This is a genomic window from Caulobacter sp. GW821-FHT10C03 (genome assembly GCF_059415485.1).
In genome coordinates this window covers 15,006-35,021 of sequence record NZ_JBWKNI010000016.1, presented here as the reverse complement: position 1 = coordinate 35,021, position 20,016 = coordinate 15,006, and the positions used below count along the sequence as shown (strand labels likewise).

General features: G+C 69.8%; 19 protein-coding genes and 1 pseudogene. 10 read left to right on the top strand and 10 right to left on the bottom strand.

The window, feature by feature from the left end; all coding sequences use genetic code 11:
* Window positions 1-11: 11 nt before the first annotated feature.
* Window positions 12-566 (bottom strand): DUF924 family protein, encoded by a 555-nt coding sequence (locus AC07NG_RS18905; RefSeq protein WP_494595649.1) that lies wholly within the window; start codon window positions 564-566, stop codon window positions 12-14.
* 105 nt (window positions 567-671) lie between these two features.
* Here AC07NG_RS18905 and AC07NG_RS18900 point away from each other — a divergent pair, with 105 nt between their 5' ends.
* On the top strand, window positions 672-1,577 hold the full coding sequence (locus AC07NG_RS18900; RefSeq protein WP_494595647.1) for an RcnB family protein: 906 nt from the start codon (window positions 672-674) through the stop codon (window positions 1,575-1,577).
* Between the two features lie 104 nt (window positions 1,578-1,681).
* Here the strand turns inward: AC07NG_RS18900 and AC07NG_RS18895 are convergent, their stop codons facing one another.
* The gene (locus AC07NG_RS18895; RefSeq protein WP_487288404.1) at window positions 1,682-2,206 is read right to left on the bottom strand and encodes an inclusion body family protein; all 525 of its coding nucleotides are present in this window, start codon (window positions 2,204-2,206) and stop codon (window positions 1,682-1,684) included.
* Window positions 2,207-2,532: 326 nt separating this feature from the next.
* Here AC07NG_RS18895 and ilvC point away from each other — a divergent pair, with 326 nt between their 5' ends.
* Window positions 2,533-3,552, top strand: a complete 1,020-nt coding sequence (ilvC, locus tag AC07NG_RS18890) for a ketol-acid reductoisomerase (protein WP_110117938.1) — start codon at window positions 2,533-2,535, stop codon at window positions 3,550-3,552.
* A 100-nt stretch (window positions 3,553-3,652) separates the two neighbouring features.
* On the opposite strand, the gene AC07NG_RS18885 is transcribed toward ilvC, so the two are convergent.
* The gene (locus AC07NG_RS18885; protein WP_494595645.1) at window positions 3,653-3,850 is read right to left on the bottom strand and encodes a CopG family transcriptional regulator; all 198 of its coding nucleotides are present in this window, start codon (window positions 3,848-3,850) and stop codon (window positions 3,653-3,655) included.
* Between the two features lie 94 nt (window positions 3,851-3,944).
* Between AC07NG_RS18885 and AC07NG_RS18880 the strand changes: the two genes are divergently transcribed.
* Both AC07NG_RS18880 and AC07NG_RS18875 read left to right on the top strand, forming a co-directional pair.
* The gene (locus AC07NG_RS18880; RefSeq protein WP_494595643.1) at window positions 3,945-4,391 is read left to right on the top strand and encodes an SRPBCC family protein; all 447 of its coding nucleotides are present in this window, start codon (window positions 3,945-3,947) and stop codon (window positions 4,389-4,391) included.
* Window positions 4,378-4,722, top strand: a complete 345-nt coding sequence (locus tag AC07NG_RS18875; RefSeq protein WP_494595642.1) for an ArsR/SmtB family transcription factor — start codon at window positions 4,378-4,380, stop codon at window positions 4,720-4,722. Before AC07NG_RS18880 ends, AC07NG_RS18875 begins: the two co-directional genes overlap by 14 nt.
* Here the strand turns inward: AC07NG_RS18875 and AC07NG_RS18870 are convergent.
* Together AC07NG_RS18870 and AC07NG_RS18865 are read right to left on the bottom strand one after the other, a co-directional pair.
* Window positions 4,720-4,896 (bottom strand): annotated as a pseudogene (locus AC07NG_RS18870) (hypothetical protein); the annotation flags it as partial. The gene AC07NG_RS18875 and the pseudogene AC07NG_RS18870 overlap by 3 nt on opposite strands.
* Window positions 4,869-5,669, bottom strand: coding sequence for a CAP domain-containing protein (locus tag AC07NG_RS18865; RefSeq protein WP_494595641.1), 801 nt, complete (start codon window positions 5,667-5,669; stop codon window positions 4,869-4,871). The gene AC07NG_RS18865 and the pseudogene AC07NG_RS18870, both read right to left, overlap by 28 nt.
* 62 nt (window positions 5,670-5,731) lie before the next feature.
* Between AC07NG_RS18865 and AC07NG_RS18860 the strand changes: the two genes are divergently transcribed.
* Complete coding sequence (locus AC07NG_RS18860; protein ID WP_110121645.1) at window positions 5,732-6,295, top strand: nucleoside 2-deoxyribosyltransferase; 564 nt, start codon at window positions 5,732-5,734, stop codon at window positions 6,293-6,295.
* A 172-nt stretch (window positions 6,296-6,467) separates the two neighbouring features.
* The gene (locus AC07NG_RS18855; protein WP_494595639.1) at window positions 6,468-7,835 is read left to right on the top strand and encodes an MATE family efflux transporter; all 1,368 of its coding nucleotides are present in this window, start codon (window positions 6,468-6,470) and stop codon (window positions 7,833-7,835) included.
* Between the two features lie 167 nt (window positions 7,836-8,002).
* Here AC07NG_RS18855 and AC07NG_RS18850 read toward each other — a convergent pair whose 3' ends face one another.
* Complete coding sequence (locus tag AC07NG_RS18850) at window positions 8,003-8,905, bottom strand: cobalamin biosynthesis protein CbiG (RefSeq protein ID WP_494595638.1); 903 nt, start codon at window positions 8,903-8,905, stop codon at window positions 8,003-8,005.
* Window positions 8,906-9,061: 156 nt separating this feature from the next.
* The gene (mdoH, locus tag AC07NG_RS18845; RefSeq protein ID WP_492855927.1) at window positions 9,062-11,056 is read right to left on the bottom strand and encodes a glucans biosynthesis glucosyltransferase MdoH; all 1,995 of its coding nucleotides are present in this window, start codon (window positions 11,054-11,056) and stop codon (window positions 9,062-9,064) included.
* A gap of 284 nt (window positions 11,057-11,340) precedes the next feature.
* On the opposite strand from mdoH, the gene AC07NG_RS18840 reads away from it, so the two are divergent.
* Window positions 11,341-11,691, top strand: coding sequence for a copper-binding protein (locus tag AC07NG_RS18840; protein WP_494595636.1), 351 nt, complete (start codon window positions 11,341-11,343; stop codon window positions 11,689-11,691).
* Window positions 11,692-11,801: 110 nt separating this feature from the next.
* Here AC07NG_RS18840 and AC07NG_RS18835 read toward each other — a convergent pair whose 3' ends face one another.
* Complete coding sequence (locus tag AC07NG_RS18835) at window positions 11,802-12,827, bottom strand: NADP-dependent oxidoreductase (protein ID WP_494595635.1); 1,026 nt, start codon at window positions 12,825-12,827, stop codon at window positions 11,802-11,804.
* A gap of 121 nt (window positions 12,828-12,948) precedes the next feature.
* Here AC07NG_RS18835 and AC07NG_RS18830 point away from each other — a divergent pair, with 121 nt between their 5' ends.
* A complete protein-coding gene (locus AC07NG_RS18830) occupies window positions 12,949-13,878 on the top strand; it encodes a Gfo/Idh/MocA family protein (RefSeq protein ID WP_494595634.1) in 930 nt (309 codons plus the stop codon).
* A gap of 111 nt (window positions 13,879-13,989) precedes the next feature.
* Here the strand turns inward: AC07NG_RS18830 and AC07NG_RS18825 are convergent, their stop codons facing one another.
* Window positions 13,990-15,180 carry an MFS transporter gene (locus AC07NG_RS18825; RefSeq protein WP_494595633.1) on the bottom strand — a complete coding sequence of 397 codons (1,191 nt, stop codon included), beginning with the start codon at window positions 15,178-15,180 and terminating at the stop codon, window positions 13,990-13,992.
* 129 nt (window positions 15,181-15,309) lie between these two features.
* On the opposite strand from AC07NG_RS18825, the gene AC07NG_RS18820 reads away from it, so the two are divergent.
* Window positions 15,310-16,200, top strand: coding sequence for a LysR family transcriptional regulator (locus AC07NG_RS18820; RefSeq protein ID WP_494595632.1), 891 nt, complete (start codon window positions 15,310-15,312; stop codon window positions 16,198-16,200).
* Window positions 16,201-16,204: 4 nt separating this feature from the next.
* Here the strand turns inward: AC07NG_RS18820 and AC07NG_RS18815 are convergent, their stop codons facing one another.
* Entirely contained in the window at window positions 16,205-19,261 is a 3,057-nt protein-coding gene (locus AC07NG_RS18815) for a DUF3857 domain-containing protein (RefSeq protein ID WP_494595631.1), read from the bottom strand.
* Between the two features lie 197 nt (window positions 19,262-19,458).
* On the opposite strand from AC07NG_RS18815, the gene AC07NG_RS18810 reads away from it, so the two are divergent.
* Window positions 19,459-20,013, top strand: coding sequence for a sugar O-acetyltransferase (locus AC07NG_RS18810; RefSeq protein WP_494595630.1), 555 nt, complete (start codon window positions 19,459-19,461; stop codon window positions 20,011-20,013).
* Window positions 20,014-20,016 lie beyond the last annotated feature (3 nt).

Sequence of the window (20,016 nt, the reverse complement as noted above, 5' to 3'; positions counted from 1 at the left end):
CGTGGAGAAGCTTATCCGGCGAAGCCGCCTTCGTCGAGGAAGGCCTGTTCGGCCGGGGTGGTCTCGCGGCCCAGGGCGACGTTGCGATGGGGGAAGCGGCCGAAGCGGGCGATGATGTCGCGGTGGATCAGGGCCCACTTCATCGGCCCCTCGTCGCCGGTGTCGGCCTGCAGGCCGGCGCACAGTTCGATGCACAGCTCCTGGTCGGCCAGGGATTCGGAGTGCTCGAACGGCAGGTAGAAGAAATAGCGCAGCTCGGGGGTCACCTCCTGGTCGAAGCCGGCGGCGATGGCGGCGCGAGCCACGGCGCGGGCCTTGCCGTCGGTGGCGTAGCCGTGGCCGCTGCGGCGATAGAGATTGCGCGGGAACTGGTCGAGCACGATGACCAGCGCCAGGGCCCCCTCGGGGCTTTCCAGCCAGGCGTCATAGTCGCCGCGGGCGGCCTTGTGGTGGGTGGGCTCGTACTTCAGGCGGATCGCCTCGTCGAAGGCGTGGTTCTTCTCGAACCACTTCTTGGGCCCCGCCTGGGTCCAGAAGCCGAGAATGTCCTGGGGCTGAGCGGCCATCGAATCCTCGCTGCGGGTTTCGTTCAATTGCGGTTCATGCACCGAGCGCGACACTGTCATCAAGGGATGAGCCACGGGCCGGCGCAAGGCCTATTGGAGCTAGAAATGAAACGTCTGATCACCGTCGCCATGATCCTGTCGCTGACGGGCGGCGCGGCGGCGCAGGCTGGCAACGGGGCGTTCGCCGTCGCCCAGCAAGAACAGAACGATCGCGGCGATCGCCCCGCGCGCCAGGATCGTGGCTCGCGCGGCGGCGAGCAAGGCGGCCGCGCCCAGCAGCGTGGCGGGGATCAGGCCGCGCGTCCCGATCGCGCCGACCGCCCTGATCGCGGCGACCGCCAGGAAGGCGGCTGGCGTGGCGGCGGCGGCCGGGTGAACGACGGCGCGCCCCAGGCGCCGCGCGCCGCCGAGCCGCGTCCGGCTCAGCAAGCGCCCCAGGCGCCCCAGGCCGATCGCGGCCAGGACCGTGGCGGCCGTGGCGATCGTCCTGATCGTGGCGGCTGGCAAGGCGGCCAAGACCGTGGCGGCCAGGATCGCGGCGATCGCGGTCCCGACCGAAACGACCGCAATGATCGCAACGACCGTCCCGGCGGGCAGCCCGATCGTCGTCCCAATGACGGGCGTCCCAATGACGGTCGTCCCGGCGGCTGGCAGGGCGATCGCGGCGGCTCCCGTCCGGGCGCGCAACGCCCCGGCGACCAGCGCTGGCGCGACCGCGACAACGGCCGTCCGCAGTACGACCAGCGTCGCTGGCGGCCCAGCTACCGCTCGGCCCAGCGCTATCGCGCCCCGGCCTACCGCTATCCGCGTGGCTGGTACTCGTTCCGCTGGAGCTTCGGCGACTATCTGCCGGGCGGCTGGTACGGCAGCTCGTACTATCTCGACTGGTACCGCTACGGCCTGCCCATGCCGCCGATCGGCTGCGAATGGGTGAGGGTCGGCGGCGACGCCGTCCTGGTCGACGTCTGGTCCGGCCAGGTGCTGAGCGTCTACTACGACCTCTTCTGGTAAGAGGCCCAGTTCTGGTAAGAGGCTCAGGCCTCGCCGGTAGAAAGTCGAAAGCCGCGCTTCCGGAAGGAGGCGCGGCTTTCTCTCTTTCTGAGCGGGGGAAGGGCTCAGGAAGCGGTGATGGTCGGATCCCAGACGAAGTAGCCCAGCACCTGCAGCGAGCCGCTGTGGTACTGCAGCACCGCGAACGAGACGTTGTAGTTGCCCGTGCCGCTCTGGACGATGTCGGCCGTCAGGTAGAAGTCGTACTGCGGCGTCACCGAGTAGGTCGGCGGCAGGGCGATGTTCCCCGGGGTGGTGCCGGGCACCGGGGTCTCGACGTTCAGCAGCTTGCCGCCCGTCGTGGAGGTCACCTGCGTGCCCGAGAAGATCGCGATGTTCTGCAGGTCGGCCGAGTAGCTGGTGTTGCCCGACTGCGAGACCATCCGCCAGCGCACGGTGTCGCCCACGTCGGCCGAGATCGACAGGTCGCCCGAGGCCTGGCCGCTGCGGACATATTCGTTCGGCGCGACCATGTAGGCGTAGTTGTGCCCGATCGGGGTCGGGGCGTTCTGGTTCTGGCTGGGGTTCTGGACGCTCGCGATCAGGTTCGCGGTGTCGACCACGATCTGGATGTCGATGATCTCGCTCATGGGGATGCCCTCCCGTTCTCGCCTCCGGGTTGTGGAGGCGAGTTGAGGGTGTTCTTCGTGCAACTTTGAGTCAATTTATCTTATTTATATATCTGAGGTTGTTTTTGCACATTCTTCGCTGAAGGCGAGGCGAGAAAAGGCTTCGTCGCGATCCGCCTTGCCTTTCCGGGGGCTTTTTCGCCTCAGTCGCGGTATTAAGCGTCGCCGATCATCGCTCATGGGCGCGCCCCGCCTTGACGAGGCGGCAAAAAAACGCTCAAACGCCGGCCTTTCCCGCCTCCAGCTTGCGTGAGGCGGGCAGATTGACCAGTCCTGGAGAAGAAATCATGCGCGTCTACTACGACCGCGACGCCGACCTCGCCCGCATCCTGGACCGGAAGATCGCCATCGTAGGCTATGGCAGCCAGGGCCACGCCCACGCGCTCAACCTTCGTGACAGCGGCGCGTCGAACGTGGCCGTCGCCCTGCGCCCGGGTTCGCCCAGCGCCAAGAAGGCCGAAGGCGAAGGCCTGAAGGTTCTGTCGGTGGCCGAAGCCGCCGCCTGGGCCGACCTGATCATGATCCTGGCGCCGGACGAGCACCAGGCCGCGATCTACAAGAACGACATCGCCCCGAACATCCGCGACGGCGCGGCCCTGCTGTTCGCCCACGGCCTGAACGTCCACTTCGGCCTGATCGAGCCGAAGGACACCATCGACGTCCTGATGGTCGCCCCGAAGGGCCCGGGCCACACGGTCCGCGGCGAGTACCAGAAGGGCGGCGGCGTGCCCTGCCTGATCGCGGTGCACCACAACGCCACCGGCAACGCGCTCGACCTCGGCCTGGCCTACGCCTCGGCCATCGGCGGCGGCCGCTCGGGCATCATCGAGACCAACTTCCGCGAGGAATGCGAAACCGACCTGTTCGGCGAGCAGGCCGTCCTCTGCGGCGGCACGGTCGAGCTGATCCGCGCCGGCTTCGAAGTGCTGGTTGAAGCCGGCTACGCGCCGGAAATGGCCTATTTCGAGTGCCTGCACGAGCTGAAGCTGATCGTGGACCTGATCTACGAAGGCGGCATCGCCAACATGAACTACTCGATCTCGAACACCGCCGAGTACGGCGAGTACGTCACCGGCCCGCGCGTCGTGACCGCCGAGACCAAGGCCGAGATGAAGCGCGTGCTGGAAGACATCCAGTCGGGCAAGTTCGTCCGTGACTTCATGCTGGAAAACGCCGTCGGCCAGCCGTCCTTCAAGGCGACCCGCCGTCGCGCTTCCGAGCACCAGATCGAGGAAGTCGGCGCGCGCCTCCGCGGCATGATGCCGTGGATCGCCAAGAACAAGCTGGTGGACGTCACCAAGAACTAAGCTTCCGCCTCACGGCTGAAGACGGAAACGGCGGGCTCGCGAGGGCCCGCCGTTTTTCGTTTGGGCTACCGCTGCTGCTGGGCCGCGTGGCGGATTCGGATCAATCGCCTAGGGGCGGCGAGGGTAGCGCCTTGTCCGTTCCCCAAGAGCGAAGCCAGTGTTTCAGAGCTTCGCCGGAGACCACCCGTCCGGCCTTGATATCGCTCAGGCCTTCGGTGTCGGCGAGCGCTTCGGCCTCGTCGTCGATGGGAAGGGGTTCGGGCTTCATGCCGGCAGGATAACCCACAGTCGGAAACATGGGAGGCGTCCGTGCGCTAGTCTCGGTATGCAACTATCTGGTTGCGTGTGTAGCGGTTTGGAGTCATCAATCTAGCAACCAGAAGGTTGCTGAAATGACCGACCGCATCGAGAAGACCATCGTGCTGAACGCGCCGCTGGAGCGCGTGTGGAACGCCATCGCCGACCACGAGCAGTTCGGCGCCTGGTTCCGGGTCAAGCTGGACGGGCCGTTCGTGCCGGGAGAGGACTCGACCGGCCACATCACCTATCCAGGCTACGAACACATCCAGTGGCGCGCGCAGGTCATGGCCGTCGAGCCGATGCGGCGGCTGGCCTTCCACTGGCATCCCTACGCCATAGATCCCGAGATCGACTATTCGGGCGAGACCCCGACCCTGGTCGAGTTCCTGCTGACGCCGGAGGGGCAGGGCGTGCGGCTGGTCGTGATCGAGAGCGGCTTCGACGCCGTGCCGGCCCATCGCCGCGACGAGGCCTTCCGCATGAACGAGGGCGGCTGGGCCCAGCAGGTCGAGAACATCCGGGCCCATGTCGAGGCTTGAGACCGGGGCGCGGGCCGCGCCTGATCCGGCCGTCGTGTTCGCCGCCCTGGGCGATCCTACCCGCCTGGCCCTGCTGGACCGGCTCAGCGACGGCCGCCCGCGCTCGATCTCGGCCCTGGCCAGCGGCGGCGACATCACCCGCCAGGCGGTGACCAAGCACCTGCGGGTGCTGGAGGGCGCGGGCCTGGTCGCCAGCCTGCGCGAAGGCCGCGAGAGCCGCTTCGCCTACCGCCCCGAACAGGTGCGGCAGGCGCGGGCCTGGCTCGACACCGTCTCGGCCCGCTGGGACGACGCGCTTGGGCGGCTGAAGGCGTTTGTGGAGGGGGTGTAACGCCCCTCTCCCAGAGGGAGAGGGAGGGGCCCGCCGCGCAGCGGTGGGAGGGTGAGGGGTTACGACGTCGGACGATGTGCCGGCGCTCCGTCAGACGCCGTAACCCCTCACCCCAACCCTCTCCCTATGGGAGAGGGAGTACGCCGCTACCCCAGCACCACCACCGGCCCCCACGCCACCTGATAGCGGTGCGCGCCGCTCGACAGGTGGGGGCGCAACTGCCAGGCGCCGGGCGGGATCGCCACCGGCTGGGGGCGTTCGACATAGGTCTGGGTCAGCACCTCGCCGCCGGGATCCGACAGCGAGAACTGGTCGATGCGCGGGCTGGCGCGGGAGAGGGCGGCGGCGATGGCCTCGACCGAGGGGGCGCGCAGCGGGGCGGGGGCGGCCAGGCGGGCCGAGACCTCGGCATAGACGCCCACGGCGATGACCTCCGGCCCGTCGCGCAGGGCCGCGTAGCCGACATGGGTCAGGCCCGGCGCCAGCAGGTTGGCGCGATGGCCGGGGCTCGACTTCCACTGGCCCATGATCTGGTCGGGGCGGACGGCGCCCGAGGCGTTGCGGCGCATGGCGATATTCTCGGCCGGGGCGCCGACCATGTCGCGGGCCAGCAGGCCGACGCGGGCGGCGGGGCCGAAGCCTTCGCGGGTCATGTGGTCGTAGATGCGGGTGCGGGCGATGTCGGCGGCGTGGGCGCGGGCGGCCTGGGCCAGGCCGGGATCGAAGGTCAGGGGCGACAGGCGGCGCGCCTCGCGGAAGGCGTCGCCCTGGTCCTGCAGTTCGCGCTCGAAATCGGCGTCGAAGTCGCCGCGGCGGGCGGCCAGCTGGTCGCGCAGGCGGCGCTCATAGGCCAGCCAGGTCTGGGCCGGGGCGGCTTGCGCGAGATCCGGCAGGACGAAGGCCGCGACGCCAAGGCTGAGGACGGTTCGGCGGGGAAGGGCGGTCATCGGGGCGGGCTTTGGCTCCAATACAGTTGACAGGACAGGCCGGTCGTCCGCTCTAAGGCCGGATGCGACCCGTCCGTTCCCTTTGGCTGGCCGGCCCCGAGGCCTGGCTCCCCGATGCAGAAGCCCAAGACCTGCGGCGCAAGGCCCTGTGCCTGGACGCCGGCTTCACGGCCTTTTCCGGCGCCCAGCCGGCGCCGGGCGACGAGTTCAGCTCCGAGATCCAGGCCCGTGAACTCTACATGGAGCGCATGGCCCAATTGCGTCGGGCCGACGCGGCGATCGTCAACCTGACCCCCTGGCGCGGGCCGTCCTGCGACGCGGCCACGGCCTTCGAGGCCGGGGTGCTGGCGGGGCTGGGCAAGCCGATCTTCGCCTATCTCAACGTCGAGGACGAAAGCCTGGCCGAATATGTCGACCGGGTCGACGTGCTGGTCGGCGCCGAGCGCGGCGAGGACGGGATCTGGCGCGACGAGGACGGCTGCGTGGTCGAGGACCTGGGCCTGCCCGAAAGCGTCATGCTGTGGGCCGAGGCGCGGCGGCTGTTCGTGATCGTGACGCCCGAACCGCTCCACGACCTGACCGGGCTGGAGATGTGCCTGCAGGCCCTGCGGCTGTACGCGGAGTAGGGGGAGAGCCCCCTCAGTCGCTCCGCGACAGCTCCCCCAGAGGGGAGCATCTGGGCGCTCGAGATCTTCCCCCTCTGGGTGAGGTGGTCCGGAGGACCGGAGGGGGCTCGCCGCCCCTTGCCCTCCCATCGCGCATCAGCCACCTTCCGGCCCCGTTTCGAAAGGCCCTTCCATGTCGCGTCCCGCGGCCGCGCCGGCTTCCGGGAAGTCGCGCGGCGTCATCGCCCAGGATCTGATCGAGCTGCTGCGCCTGGCCGGGCCGGTGGTGCTGTCGCGCCTGGGCATCATGGTGATGGGCCTGACCGACGCCATCGTGGTGGGGCACTATTCGGCCAGGCAGCTGGGCTTCCACGCCATGGCCTGGGCCCCGACCTCGGTGTTCGTCACCGTGACGGTCGGCCTGCTGGTCGGGACCCAGGTGATGGGCTCACGGGCGCTCGGGGCGGGGCGGCTGCACGAGGCGGGAGCGGTGCTGCACCGGGGCGTGAAATATGGCCTGTGGCTGGGCCTGGCCGGCTCGGTGCTGCTGGCCCTGGCCGCGCCGCCGCTGCTGCACCACGTCGGCATCGACAAGGCCTTGGCCGACGGCGCGACCGCGCCGCTGATCGTCTTCTCGCTGTCGCTGACGCCCTACGCGCTGAGCGTGGCGCTGAGCTTCTGGCTGGAGGGCCTGGGCCGGCCGGGGCTGGTGACGGTGACCATGTGGATCGCCAACCTGATCAATCTGGGGGTCAACCTGCTGCTGGTGCCCGGCGTCATGGGCCTGCCGGCCCTGGGCGCGGTCGGCGCGGCCTGGGCGACCTTCGTGGCCCGCACCGCCTTCACGATCATGCTGGCGGTGGTCATCGTCCGGCTGAAGGACGCCCGGGCGCTGGGCGTGTTCGACAAGCCCGGCCGGGATCGCGCCGCCGAGAAGGACCAGCGCCGGGTCGGCTACGGGGCCGGCACGTCCAACCTGTTCGAAGTCTCGGCCTTCGCCGGCATGAGCCTGGTGGCCGGCTGGCTGGGCGGGCTGAACGTCGCGGCCTGGGCCGTGGTGCTGAACGTGGCCGGGGTGATCTTCATGGTCCCGCTGGGTCTGGCCACCGCCACGGCGGTGCAGGTGGGCCGGGCGCATGGCGCGCGCGATCCGGCGGGCATGAGCCGCGCCGGCTGGATCGCCTTCGGCGTCACGGCGGTGTTTTCGCTGATCGTGGCGCTGCTGCTCTATCCGCTGCGCCACCTGGTGGCCGGCGCCTACACCGCCGATCCCGCCGCCATCGCCCTGATCGCGCCGGCACTGGTGCTGACCTGCCTGTTCCTGGTGCCCGACGCCGTGCAGGTGGTCTGCGCCCAGGCCCTGCGGGCGCGGGGCGAGGTCTGGATCCCCGCCTGCACCCACATGGTCGCCTACGCCCTGATCATGGGCCCGCTGGCCTGGTGGCTGGCCCTGCCGATGAAGATGGGCGTTAACGGCATCGTCTGGTCGGTGATCGTCACCAGCTTCGCGGCGGCGGCGATGCTGCTGGGGCGGTATCGGATGCTGGATCTGAAAAGCTGATCCTTCTCCCCTTGTGGGAGAAGGTGTCGTCCGAAGGACGACGGATGAGGGGTCTCTCAGACGCAAAACGCCGCGACAGCTGACCAGCCGTCGCGGCGTTTCTGTTCGTGCGACCCCTCACCCGACCCCGCTCCGCGGGGCCACCCTCTCCCGCAAGGGGAGAGGGATCAGATCGAGGCTCCCAGGATCCAGCCTTCCTGTGTCTGCACGTCCTCGACCAGTTGGGCCGGCGCGTCCTTGCCCGGACCGAACAGAGCGGCCAGCTTGCCGGCCTCGTCGAGCTTGGCGAAGTGTTCGGCCAGGGTGCGCACCTGGGCCAGATCCTTGATCTCGCCCGGACCGGGGACGGCCTTGACCAGCGAGGGATAGACCTCGGCGGCCACGACCTCGACGCCGTCGAGATCGGCCTCGGTCAGGGTCTTGAAGCCGGTCTCGAACGGCCACACGCGAACGGTCTCGCCGCGGGCGTCCTTCAGGCGGCGCACCGCCGGGATGCCCATGATCGCCTGGCCGCCGACCGAGCCGTTGTAATAGAGCTTCCAGATCGAATGAGCGCCCTTGGCGGCCACGTCGGCGTGGCGGAACTCCGGCAGGTCGCCTGGACCATGCTCGCGGGTGCGCTTGGGCTGCAGGGTGGTCAGGGCGTCCTTGGGCGGGCAGCCCCAGAACGGGAACGGCCCGCCGGTCAGGCGGCGGTTGATCTCCGAGCCGACCCCGAAGCGGTTGTTGGTGTTGTCGGCCTTGTCCTTGACCATCTTGTTCAGTTGGTCCCAGACCGCGCGCCAGGGCTTGTCGCCCGGCAGGTTCAGGGCCTGGGAGAAGCCGCGCGGGAAGCCCAGCGGGAAGTCGAAGCCCAGCAGGGCGCGCTCGCCGCGCTTCTTCAGGTCGTCGAGGATGACGGCGATCTTGGCCTCGGCCTCCTGGCGGGTGGCCGGATTGAAGCTCTCGAAGGTCAGGCGGAAGCGCACGTCGCGCTTGAGCACGCCGATCCAGACGGAATCCGCGCCCGTGGTGGGCTTGGCCGCCGCGCTCCAGTCGACGATCACATAGGCGCTGAAAAGCCGCGACACAGCGAAGGCTCCGTCAAATCCAAACGAAGCGCGCTTCTACTCCCCCGGAGGGCGAGCCGCCAGACGTTGCGAAGCTTGAGTAGCTGTTTCTGGGCGGCCGAAAACAAAAAGCCCCGCCGGTGAGGGCGGGGCTTTTCACATTGTGGCGAAGAGTGATCAGGCCGCGTTCTGCTCGGCGGTCGCCAGCGGCGCGGCCGGGGCCTTGCCGACCTTCCAGCGGGCCGGCGGTTCGCAGACCGGGCCGAGGGCGGCGCGGACGATGGCCGGCGGGGTGCGCTCGTCGGGGGTCATGAACAGGCCGTTGGCCTTCAAAGCGAGGCCGGCAGCCTTGCTGGCGCCCAGCATGGTCAGCGGCACGGCCAGGATCAGGCCGGCCAGGATCGGGGCGGTGGCGGTCAGCAGGTCCGGCGTGAACCAGAACATGGCGGCCAGGCCCAGGCCCGTGGCGCTGATCCAGCCCATGGCGGCGCAGGCCTCCTTGAAGGCGACCTTGTCGGCGTCGCGGCGCTGGGCGCTCCAGCCGCCAACGCGGCCAGCCAGGATCTCGACCAGGGCACGGGTCTGGGTGAACATCAGCATCGGGGCGACCAGGGCCGAGAGCAGCATCTCGACGCCCAGGCCGGCCATCACCCGGCGACGGCCGCCGAAGCCCTTGATCTCGTGCTTGCGCATGAAGATCAGGGTGGCGCCCATGATCTTGGGGCCGAACAGCAGCACGAAGGTGATGATCATCGCCCAGGCGGTGGCCTGGATCTCGCGCCAGTCGATCAGGGCGTGGGCGGCGGCCTGCAGGTCGGCCATGGTGAAGGCGGCCTTCTTGACCTCGGGCATCAGGGCCCGCGAGATCACGCCGGCCGACAGGGCCACGAACCAGATCGGCGACAGGGCGTAGCTCAGCACGCCGATGACCAGGTGCAGGCGGCTCATCCAGTGCAGGCCCGGCAGGCCGATCAGCGGCACGTGCTGGACGTTGCCCCGGCACCAGCGGCGGTCGCGGGTGGCGAAGTCGAGCAGGTTCGAGGGGCTCTCCTCGTACGAGCCTTCCAGGTAGGGAGCCAGGTGCACGGCCCAGCCGCCGCGGCGCAGCAGGGCGCTTTCCAGGGCGTCGTGGCTCATCACCTCGCCGCCGAAGGGCTTGGGGCCGTTCAGCGAGGGCAGGCCGCAGGTCTGGGCGAAGGCCTTGGTGCGGATGATGGCGTTGTGGCCCCAGAACGAGCTTTCCGAACCCGACCACCAGGCCAGGCCCGTCCAGGCCACGCGGCCATAGAGCTTGGTGGCGAACTGCAGGGTGCGGGCGAAGATGGTCTGGCCGTTGATGATCGTCGGCATGGTCTGGATCAGACCCACGCCCGGGTGACGCTCCATGGCGTCGGCCAGGCGGACCATGGCGTCGCCGGTCATCAGGCTGTCGGCGTCGAGCACCAGCATGTGCTCGTAGTCGCCGCCCCAGCGGGCGACCCAGTCGGCGACGTTGCCGGCCTTGCGGCCCGCGTTGTCGGGGCGGCGGCGATAGAAGGCGTGGCTCGACGCCTCGCGACGGAAGCGGGCGAAGCAGGCCTGCTCGGCCAGGGCCACGGCGGCGTCGCGGGTGTCGGAGATGATGAAGATGTCGAAGGCGCGGCTGTTTCCGGTCTCGGCGATCGAGGCGTCCATGGCCCGCAGGCGGGCGAACACCGCCTGGGCGTCCTCGTTGTAGACCGGCATCAGGATCGCCGTGCGGGCGCGCGGCTTGGGCATGGGCTTGCTGCTGTCGATGCCCAGCGGATCCTTGGGCGTGCGCAGCAGCACCACGAAGCCGGCGACGGCGGTGACGAACCACAGGGCCAGCGCCAGGAACAGCGGGGCCAGCAGGGTCAGGCAGACGGCTTCCAGGCGGGTGACGCCGCCCAGGGCCACGGTGTCGAAGGTGGCCTTCCAGCCGGCCGCGCCCATGATGGCGGTGGCGATGAACACCACCCAGCGGCGCATGACCGTTTCCGAACCCGGGGTGCTGACGGCGCGAGCCGCGCCCTGCCAGAAGCCCAGCGGCTGGACCGGCATGGCCAGCGGCGCCTCGGTCGGGATTTCGACCCGGTCGCGCGGAGAGATCACGGTTTCGAAGGCCACCGGGGTGGAGGTGGCCAGGTCGAAGAAGGCGCCGCGTTCGGTCATCGGTTCCGTCTCGGTGATCCGACCGTGGTCGGACGAAATGCAGAGCTTCGATTTCACGCCGAACGCCTTCACGGGACGCCTCCGGTCCGCTAGGGATCGTTTGCGTTCAGGGAGGGGTCTGGCGTTGCACGAAGTCCGGCGGAGGAACCGCCGACGCATCTAGAGTAAAACTTCGATCACGAAATCGCTATCGAAAATGTGATCGATTTCGCAGGTGCGGTGAAAAATCTGTGCAAATGCGCGCAATGGCGCGGCCGGAAGTCGCTATGAGATTGGGTAAGGCTATGAAGTTCAAGGCAGTTTTGGCGTTTCTCGCGGTTGCGAGCCTGGCCGCCTGCGGGCCGGCTTCGAAGGGCGACAGCGCCACGCCACCCGCCGCCCGGCCCGCGCCGCCGATCTCGACCGCCCCCGAGCACGAGACTCAGGGCGTGATCGCCACCGTCGACGGCCAGGTCCTCACGCTCGATCACGACGGCGCGAGCGCCGCGCCGCTCCCCGCCGGTCGCACGACCTTCCAGGCCTATGGCGACGTCCTGGCCGAAGCCCCGCTCGAACCCGGCGCGCGGGTGACGTTCAAGTTCCGCAAGGTCGCCGTCGGCGAAGGCTGGGAACTGACGGAGATGCGGGGGCGGTGAACCCCCTCCGGCCCTCCGGGCCACCTCCCCCAAAGGGGGAGGATCTACGCCGCAGATGCTCCCCCTCTGGGGAGCTGTCGGCGAAGCCGACTGAGGGGGCCTTCGCCCCCCTACAGCTTCACCAGCATCTTCCCCAGGTTCTCGCCCGAGAACAGCTTGATGAAGGCCTCGGGCGCGCGGTCGACGCCTTCCAGCACGGTGTCCTTCCAGGTCAGCTTCCCCGAACCGATCCAGTCGGCCATGTCGCGCACGAAGGCGGGGAAGAGGTCGTAGTGGTTGGAGACGATGAAGCCCTCGAGGCGAAGGCTCTTGCCCACCGCCTGGATGATGTTGGCCGGGCCGGTCGGACGGCCGGTTTCGTTGTACTGCGAGATCATCCCGCACAGGGCGAAGCGACCGAACGGCCGGGCCGAGTTCAGGGCCGCTTCCAGGTGCGCGCCGCCGACGTTCTCGAAATAGACGTCGATGCCCTTGGGGGCGATCTTGGCCAGTTCGGCGACCACGTCGGGCGTGGCCTTGTAGTCGATCACGTGGTCGACGCCGATCGACTTGAGGAAGGCGACCTTCTCCGGTCCGCCGGCCGAGCCGATCACCGTGTGGCCCTTGATCTTGGCGATCTGGCAGACGACCGAGCCGACCGCGCCGGCGGCGGCCGAGACGAAGACGACGTCGCCTTCCTTCAGCCCGGCCACCCGCAGCAGGCCGGCATAGGCGGTCATGCCGGGCATGCCGGCCACGCCCAGGAACGCCTGGGGCGGCATGCCGTGGGTGGAAAGCTTCATGATCCCGCCCATCGGCCCGGCGGCGGCCAGGGCTTTCGGATGGGCGTTGTAGGCCTCGCGCCAGCCGAACATCGAGCTGACCAGGTCGCCGACCTTGAAGTCCGGGTCGTTGGAGGCCGTCACCTCGCCGACCGCGCCGCCTTGCAGGGCCTTGCCCAGCTCGAACGGCGGCACGTAGCTCTTCCGGTCGGTCATGCGGCCGCGCATGTAGGGATCGACCGACATGTAGAGGTTCTTGACCTGGATCTCGCCGTCGCCGGGCGGGGGCAGGTCGACGCTGGCCAGTTCGAAGTTCTCGGTCGTCGGCACGCCGACGGGACGGCTCTTGAGGCGGATCTCACGCGACGTGGTCATGGCGACCTCCCTTTTCTGGCTTTTGGGCCTTTGTGTACTGGTTCAAACGAATGTTTAGCGCTGGTGCGCGTCACCCGCCAAAGCTTTTCGCGGCATTCCGAAGCGGCTAGAGACAGCGCCCATGACCCAAGATGTTCAAGTCAAAACCCTCAAGGCTGGCGTTGTCGGCGCCGGCGTGTTCGGTGGCTACCACGCGAAGAAATACGCCGAGCTGCCGGGCGTCGATCTGGTCGGCGTGTTCGACATCGACCTGGCGCGCGCGCAAGCCCTGGCCGGCCCGCTGGGCGCCAAGGCCTATGACGACATGGACGCCTTCCTGGCCGCGGTCGACGTCGTCACCGTCGCCACCCCGGCCGTGCACCATGCCAAGGCGGCGCTGGCGGCGCTGAAGGCCGGCAAGCCGGTCTATTCCGAAAAGCCCCTGGCGGTGTCGCCGGAAGACGCCGACGCCCTGATCGCCGCCGCCGCCAAGTCCGGCGTGGCTCTGGCCTGCGGCCACCAGGAGCGGGTGGTGTTCCAGGCCATGGGCCTGCTCGACATCCCCGAACAACCCACGCGCCTGGAAGCGGTGCGTCGCGGCACGCCGTCGGACCGCAATCTCGACGTCTCGGTGGTGCTCGATTTGATGATCCACGACATCGACCTGGCCCTGGCGCTGTGCGCCGCCGATCCGGTGGCCGTGGAAGGCGAGGGCGAGGCCGCGCGCGGCTACGGCCTGGACTGGGTGAAGGTCGAAGCCACTTTCGCCAATGGTTTCACCGCCGTGTTCGACAGCTCGCGCGTCGCCGAGGCCCGCGAGCGGACGATGAAGGTGGTCTATCCCTCGGGCGAGGTCGAGATCGACTTCCTGGCCCGCACCTTCCGCAACACCACCCCGTTCCCGCTGATCGAGGACTTCACCGAAACCCCGGCCGGCAAGGACCCCCTGGGCCAGAGCGTCGCCGGCTTCCTGAAGGCCGTTCGCGGGGAAGCGCCGCGTCCGGTGGTCACCGGCGAGGAAGCCGCCCGGGCGCTGGACCTGGCGCTGGCGGTCGAGCACTCGGTGGATTGAGGCGTGAAATCCTCGTCCTTCGACAAGCTCAGGATGAGGATTTCAACTGCATGGGCTTCGAATTGGTCCTCACCCTGAGCTTGTCGAAGGGCGAGGACCACGCAGAGCGTTTCAGCCCTTCCGCCCCTTCAGGCTCGTCACCTGCAACACGCTGGCCACCGCCGCCAGGCCCGCGCCCATCAGGGCCACGCTGCTCCAGCCGCCGAGGTTCCAGGCCGCCGCGGCCGCCGCCGAGCCGGCCGCGCCGCCAAGGAACATCCCGCCCATGAACAGGGTGTTCAGCCGCGCCCGGGCCTCGGGCCGCAGGGCGTAGACGAGGTGCTGGTTGGAGACCAGCGCTCCCTGGATGGCGAAGTCGAGCAGGACGACGCCCGCGATCAGGCCGGCGATCGAGATCCAGGTCCCGAACAGGATCCACGAGGCCAGGGTCAGCACGGCCCCCAGGGCGATCGTCAGGTGCGGGCCGCGCTTGTCGGCGACGCGTCCGGCGATCGGGGCGGCCAGCACGCCGACCACGCCGACGATGCCGAACAGGCCGGCGACGTCGGCCCCCAGGTGGAAGCGGGCCTGAAGCTGCAAGGCCAGGATCGTCCAGAAGGCGGTGAAGGCGGCGAACAGGCTGGCCTGGGTCAGGGTCGCCAGGCGCAGGGCCGGGAACTCGCGCCACAGCTTGCCCAGCGAGCCGAGCAGACCGGCGTAGGTGAGGTCGGCGTCCGGCTTGCTGCGCGGCAGGGCCAGGGCCATCAGGCCGGCGGCCGCCAGGGCGATCGGCGCGCCCAGCCAGAACATCGCCCGCCAGCCGCCGTGCGCGCCCACAAACCCGGCCAGGGTGCGCGACAGCAGGATGCCGCACAGCAGGCCCGACATCACGACGCCCACGGTCTGGCCGCGCCGCTCGGGCGCCGAGAGGTGGGCGGCGAAGGGCACGATCTGCTGGGCCACGGTCGCGCCGGCCCCGACCAGCAGCGAAGCGACCAGCAGCAGGCCGGTGTTTGGCGCCAGGGCGGCGGCGACCAGGGCCAGGGCGAGCACCAGGAACTGCACGACGATCAGGCTCTTGCGCTCGACCCGGTCGCCCAGCGGCGTCAGCAGGAAGAGACCGGCGGCGTAGCCCAGCTGGGTGGCGGTCGGCACGAAGGCGGTCAGCGGGCCGGGCAGGTCGCGCTCGATCAGGCCCAGCATCGGCTGGTTGTAATAGATGTTGGCCACGGCCAGGCCCGCGGCGGCGGCCATGGCGAAGGTCAGGCCCTTGCCCAGGGCATGGGTTTGGGCCGTGTCGGCGGGGAGGGCGGCTGTGCTCATGATCGGCTCCAGGCCGCCCGACGAGGGGGAGGGGGCGGCGTTCCGTGTCAGTCGCCCGGCTATATAGAGTATCCCCGATCCGTTTATAGTACGGTCTTGCGTTAAGTCGGCATAACGGAATTCGATAGAATGGATCTCGCGGACGTCGGCGTCTTCGTGGAGGCCGCGCGGGCCGGCAGCCTGGCGGGCGCGGCCCGTCGGCTGGGCGTCACGCCCATGGCCGCCTCGCGCCGCATGGCCGCCCTGGAGCAGGAGGTCGGGGCGCGCCTCGTCCACCGCACCACCCGGGCCCTGTCGCTGACCCCCGAGGGCGAGGCGTTCCTGCCCCACGCCCAGGCCATGCTGGAGGGCGAGGCCGCCGCCCGCGCCGCGATCCGGCCGTCCGACGCCGGGGCCTCGGGCCTGCTGCGCGTCACCGCCTCGGCCGCCTTCGGCCGCAAGGTCGTCGCCCCGGCGGCGGCGGCGTTCATGCACGCCAATCCCGAGGTCTGCATCGACCTGCTGCTGACCGACAGCGTGGTCGACATCGTCGCCGCGGGCCTGGATCTGGCCATCCGCATCGCGCCCCTGCGCGACAACTCGCTGGTCGCCCGCCGGCTGGCCGGCAATCCCCGCGCCCTCTACGCCGCGCCGGCCTATCTGGAGCGTCGCGGGGCGCCGGCCCGCCTGGCCGATCTGGCCGAACACGAGTGCCTGGCGATGAGCGGAACCACCCACTGGTCGTTCGAGGCCGGGGGGCGGGCCGTGCAGCAGAAGGTCGCCGGCCGCTTCACCGCCTCGGGCATCGAGGGCCTGCACCAGGCCTGCCTCGGCGGGCTGGGGATCACGCCGCTGTCGGCCTGGGACGTACGCGACGAGGTCGCCGACGGCCGGCTGGTCGAGCTGCCGCTGGCCGACGCCGCCTTGCCCGGCTGGTCGATCTGGGCCGTCTATCCGACCTCCCGCCTGGCCCCGCCCAAGGTCCGCCTGTTCGTCGCCGCCCTGGCCGAGCGGCTGGGTGAAGGCTTGGGCGAGGTCTGAGCCGTCAGTCGCCCTTGGCGGCGGGCGCCAGGCCCGCCTCGTCCAGTTCGTCGCCGGCCTTGGCGTTGAGCACCTTGGCGGCGGCGATGTCTCCGCGACCGCCGGCTTCGTCGCCCCGGCGCAGCTTCACCAGGCCGCGCCCGTAGAGGCTGGGGGCCTGCTGAGGCTCGAGCTTGAGCGCCTGATCGTAACGCTTGAGGGCTTCGTCGAAGCGGCCGTCGCGCAGCGCCACCAGGGCGTAGCTGTCCCAGTAGGCGGCGTCCTTGGGCTCCAGCTTGACCGCTTCGGCGCAGTCGCTCTCGGCGCCCTTCAGCTCGACATTGGCCAGGGCGCGCTCCCAGCAGCGGCTGTTCAGGGCCCAGCCGTCGCGTCGGCGCGCGATCGAGGCGTCGTACAGCGCGGCCGCTTCGGCGCCGCGGCCGGCGGCGCGCAGGGCCAGGGCCTTGGCGTTCAGGTTGTCGCTGTCGACCGGGTTCATCCGCAAAGCCTCGTCGAGATCGGCGAGGGCCTCGTCGGTCCGGCCCAGGCGGCGCAGGGCGTAGGCCCGGTTGCGCAGGTTGATCGGGTCTTCCGGCTGCAGGCGCACGGCGGTCTCGAAGTCGGCGAGCGCGGCCTCCATGTGGCCCAGCTGGATGTTGAGCGCGGCCCGGCGGCGCAGGGCGACGATGTTGTCGGGCGCCAGCTTCACGGCCCGCTCGGCGCCCTTCAACGCGAGGTCGCTGCGGCCCATGGCCTGGGCCGTATCGGCGAAGGCCTCGGCGACCTCCAGCTCGTCGTCGCGCGACGCCAACGTCGCTTCCATCGCCGCCAGGCCGGCCTCGGTCTGGCCAAGACCGGCCAGGATCCCGCCGCGCTGGATCGCCAGCACCGGGTCGTCGTCGGTCTTCAGCGCCTTGTCGACGAAGGCCAGGCCCTTGGCCGGCGAGGTCGCGGCGATCGCCTGGGCCTTGAGGCGGACGGCCGGACGGAAGCCGGGGCTCTTGGCCAAAGCCTTGTCGGCCACGGCGAGCGCCTTCTCCGGCTTGCCTGTCGTCTGGTAGTAGGCGCCGATCCCCACCAGGTTGGCGGGATCCTGAGCCGTCTCCTCGGCCGGCCTGTCGGGGCCTTCGTCCGCCGCGCGGTACTGGAAGATGCGCGAGACCTTGTTGTCGAACTTCGGAAGCTTCTTGTTGAGCAGCTTGGCCTCTTCGGCCGAGACCTCGGGCTCGTAGACGCGGCGGGTCATGGTGGTGCGCATGACGCCGCGCTCCAGGTCGGCCTGGCGCCAGTAGGCGGTTCCGCCCAGCCGGTCGTCGACCGGACTGGCCATGAAGCTCCATTTCCAGCCGTCGGTTTCCGGCGGCAGGCGAATGAGGGTGGTCCAGCGCCGATAGATCGGGAATTCGGTCAGCCAGGGGGCGGTCTGGTCCTGCTCCTTGGGCCGCTTGTAGGGCGAGGGCGGGCTGAAGCCCGCGCTGGGGATGTCGAACGTGCGGCCGTCGGTCGCGTCGCCTTCCCAGTCGAGTTCGCCTTCGCCGGTCATGGTCAGCAGCATCTGCTTGCGGACCGCGTCGTAGGTCCAGCTGACGGTCTCGGGCTCGACCCAGTCGTTGGCCTTGCTCCAATAGCCCTTGAGGGCGCGGTCGGCGTCGTCCTTGGAGAGCTGGGCCAGCGCGGTCTTGAAGGCGAAGGCCTGGTCGCCGCGGACGATGTTCTCGGCGGTCACCTTGGCCGGGGCGTCGAAGCCGGCCGAGGCGTCGATCTCCAGCAGGAAGCCTTCCTGCGCCAGCAGCGGCGCCTCGGGCTTGAAGGCGGTCAGGCTGGTCGCGCCGGCGCGGACGGGCAGGAACCAGTGGAAGTCGGGCTCGGGGATGGACTTGAGGTCCAGGTCGCCCATGCGCGTGCCGTCCAGCCAGTAGGCGCGGCCGCCGATGACGGCGCGCACCAGGATGTGGTCGAAGGCGCTGACCATCGGCAGGCGCTTGTCGAGGCCGTCGTCGTTCTGGCTCTGGATCAGGACCGGCTCGGCCTCGATCCCCAGTTCGCGCAGCAGGGCCAGCAGCAGCACGGTCTTGGCCTTGCAGTCGCCGAACCGCCGCGACCAGGTGTCCTCGGCCGAGGCCGGACGATAATTGCCGTCGTCCAGGCCGATATAGACATAGCGGATCTGCTCCTGGACCAGGGCCAGGGCCGCCGCGGCGCGGGCCGTCGGGTCCTTGTGGGCGGCGGCGATCCTGGCCGCCTCGGCCTTGATCGGCGAGGTCGGCGCCAACTGGGCGGCCTTGTCGTAGATCGGCCAGAGCAGGTTCGACACCTCGCTCCAGCCGCCGAAGCTGCTGAACTGCACCAGGCGGCGGATGTTGTAGCGCAGCGGCGCGCCGTCGGCGGCGATGGCGCTCTTGGGGTCGCGCATCTCCAGGGTCAGCACGTTGTCGGCGCCCTGGCGCACGGGCTCCAGCTTGCCCAGGTCCGGCGAGGCCGACCATTGCAGCGGCCGGTCGACCGGCCAGACCAGCCGGGTGCGATAGGCGCCGGCCGCGCCGACCGAGGGCAGCATCATGCCGCCCTGCGAGCGGTCGCCCAGGGTCGGGTCGCGCCGGCTGATGGTGGCGGCGAACTGCAGCTCGTCGCCGACCTGCAGGCCCGGCGCCTGCAGATTGGCGGTCAGGTCGCCGGCCAGCATGGCCGCCTCGAGATTGTTCTCGCGCTGGATGACGCCGAACTTGGTCTTGGCCAGCACGTCGATCTCGCGGCCGTCGCGCAGGATCTTCAGCATGTGCACGCGGATCTCGTCGGACGACGGGTTCCACACCGCCATCACATTGCCCAGGGCCAGGGCCTCGGGCTTGAGGATCTTGATGCGGTAGCTGGTGTAGAACTCGTCGTGGTCGGCGCCGAGGCGGGTCTGCACGTCGTTGTAGACGAACTGGGCGGCGGCGCCTTCGGGCGGGGCCGTGTCGGTCGGGGCGGGCGGCGCGGCGACCCAGGCCGGGGCGGGTCCGTACTTGACCACGTTCGATCCCGCATGCGCCACGCCGGCCGCGGCCACAAGCGCCGTCGCCGCAATACCCCAGACTCGCATTTCACGCCCCCGCTACTCGGAGCGGGACAATAGCCGAGCTTGCGGCGCAGGCAACTTTCGGACGAGCGATCGCGCGAGGTCTCGCGAACCTGTCGCTCGGGCGAGCAGCGATATCCCTCTTCGTCGCATGGTTTTCATTGTTTGCAGGCCGCCGCCGGTCCATCCGGGGGTCTGTCCATATCTGCCGGAGCTCCGCCTTGACCGACGATCGCACCCACAAAGCGCGCATGCTGGCCGGCGACCTCTACGACCCGCTGGACGCCGAGATCGTCGCCGACCAGGAGCAGGCGCTGGACTGGATGGAGCGCTACAACGCCCCCGGCCAGACCCTCGCCCAGCGCATGGCGTTGCTGAAGGAGCGGTTCGGAAGCGTCGGCCTGGGCGCCAACATCCGCGCGCCGTTCCACTGCGACTACGGCTACAACATCGTGCTGGGCGACGGGGTGTTTATGAACTTCGGCTGCGTGATCCTCGACGTGACCACGGTCACGATCGGCGACCGCACGATGATCGGCCCGCACGTGAAGATCTTCGCCGCCGACCATCCGCGTGACGCCGAGACCCGCCGTTCGGGGCTGGAGTTCGGCCGCCCGGTGACCATCGGCAAGGACGTCTGGATCGGCGGCGGGGCGATCATCGTCCCGGGCGTCACCATCGGCGACGGCGCGGTGATCGGGGCCGGGGCGGTGGTCACCCGCGACGTGCCGCCAGGCGCGACGGCGGTCGGCAACCCGGCCCGCGTGAAGGGCTGACAA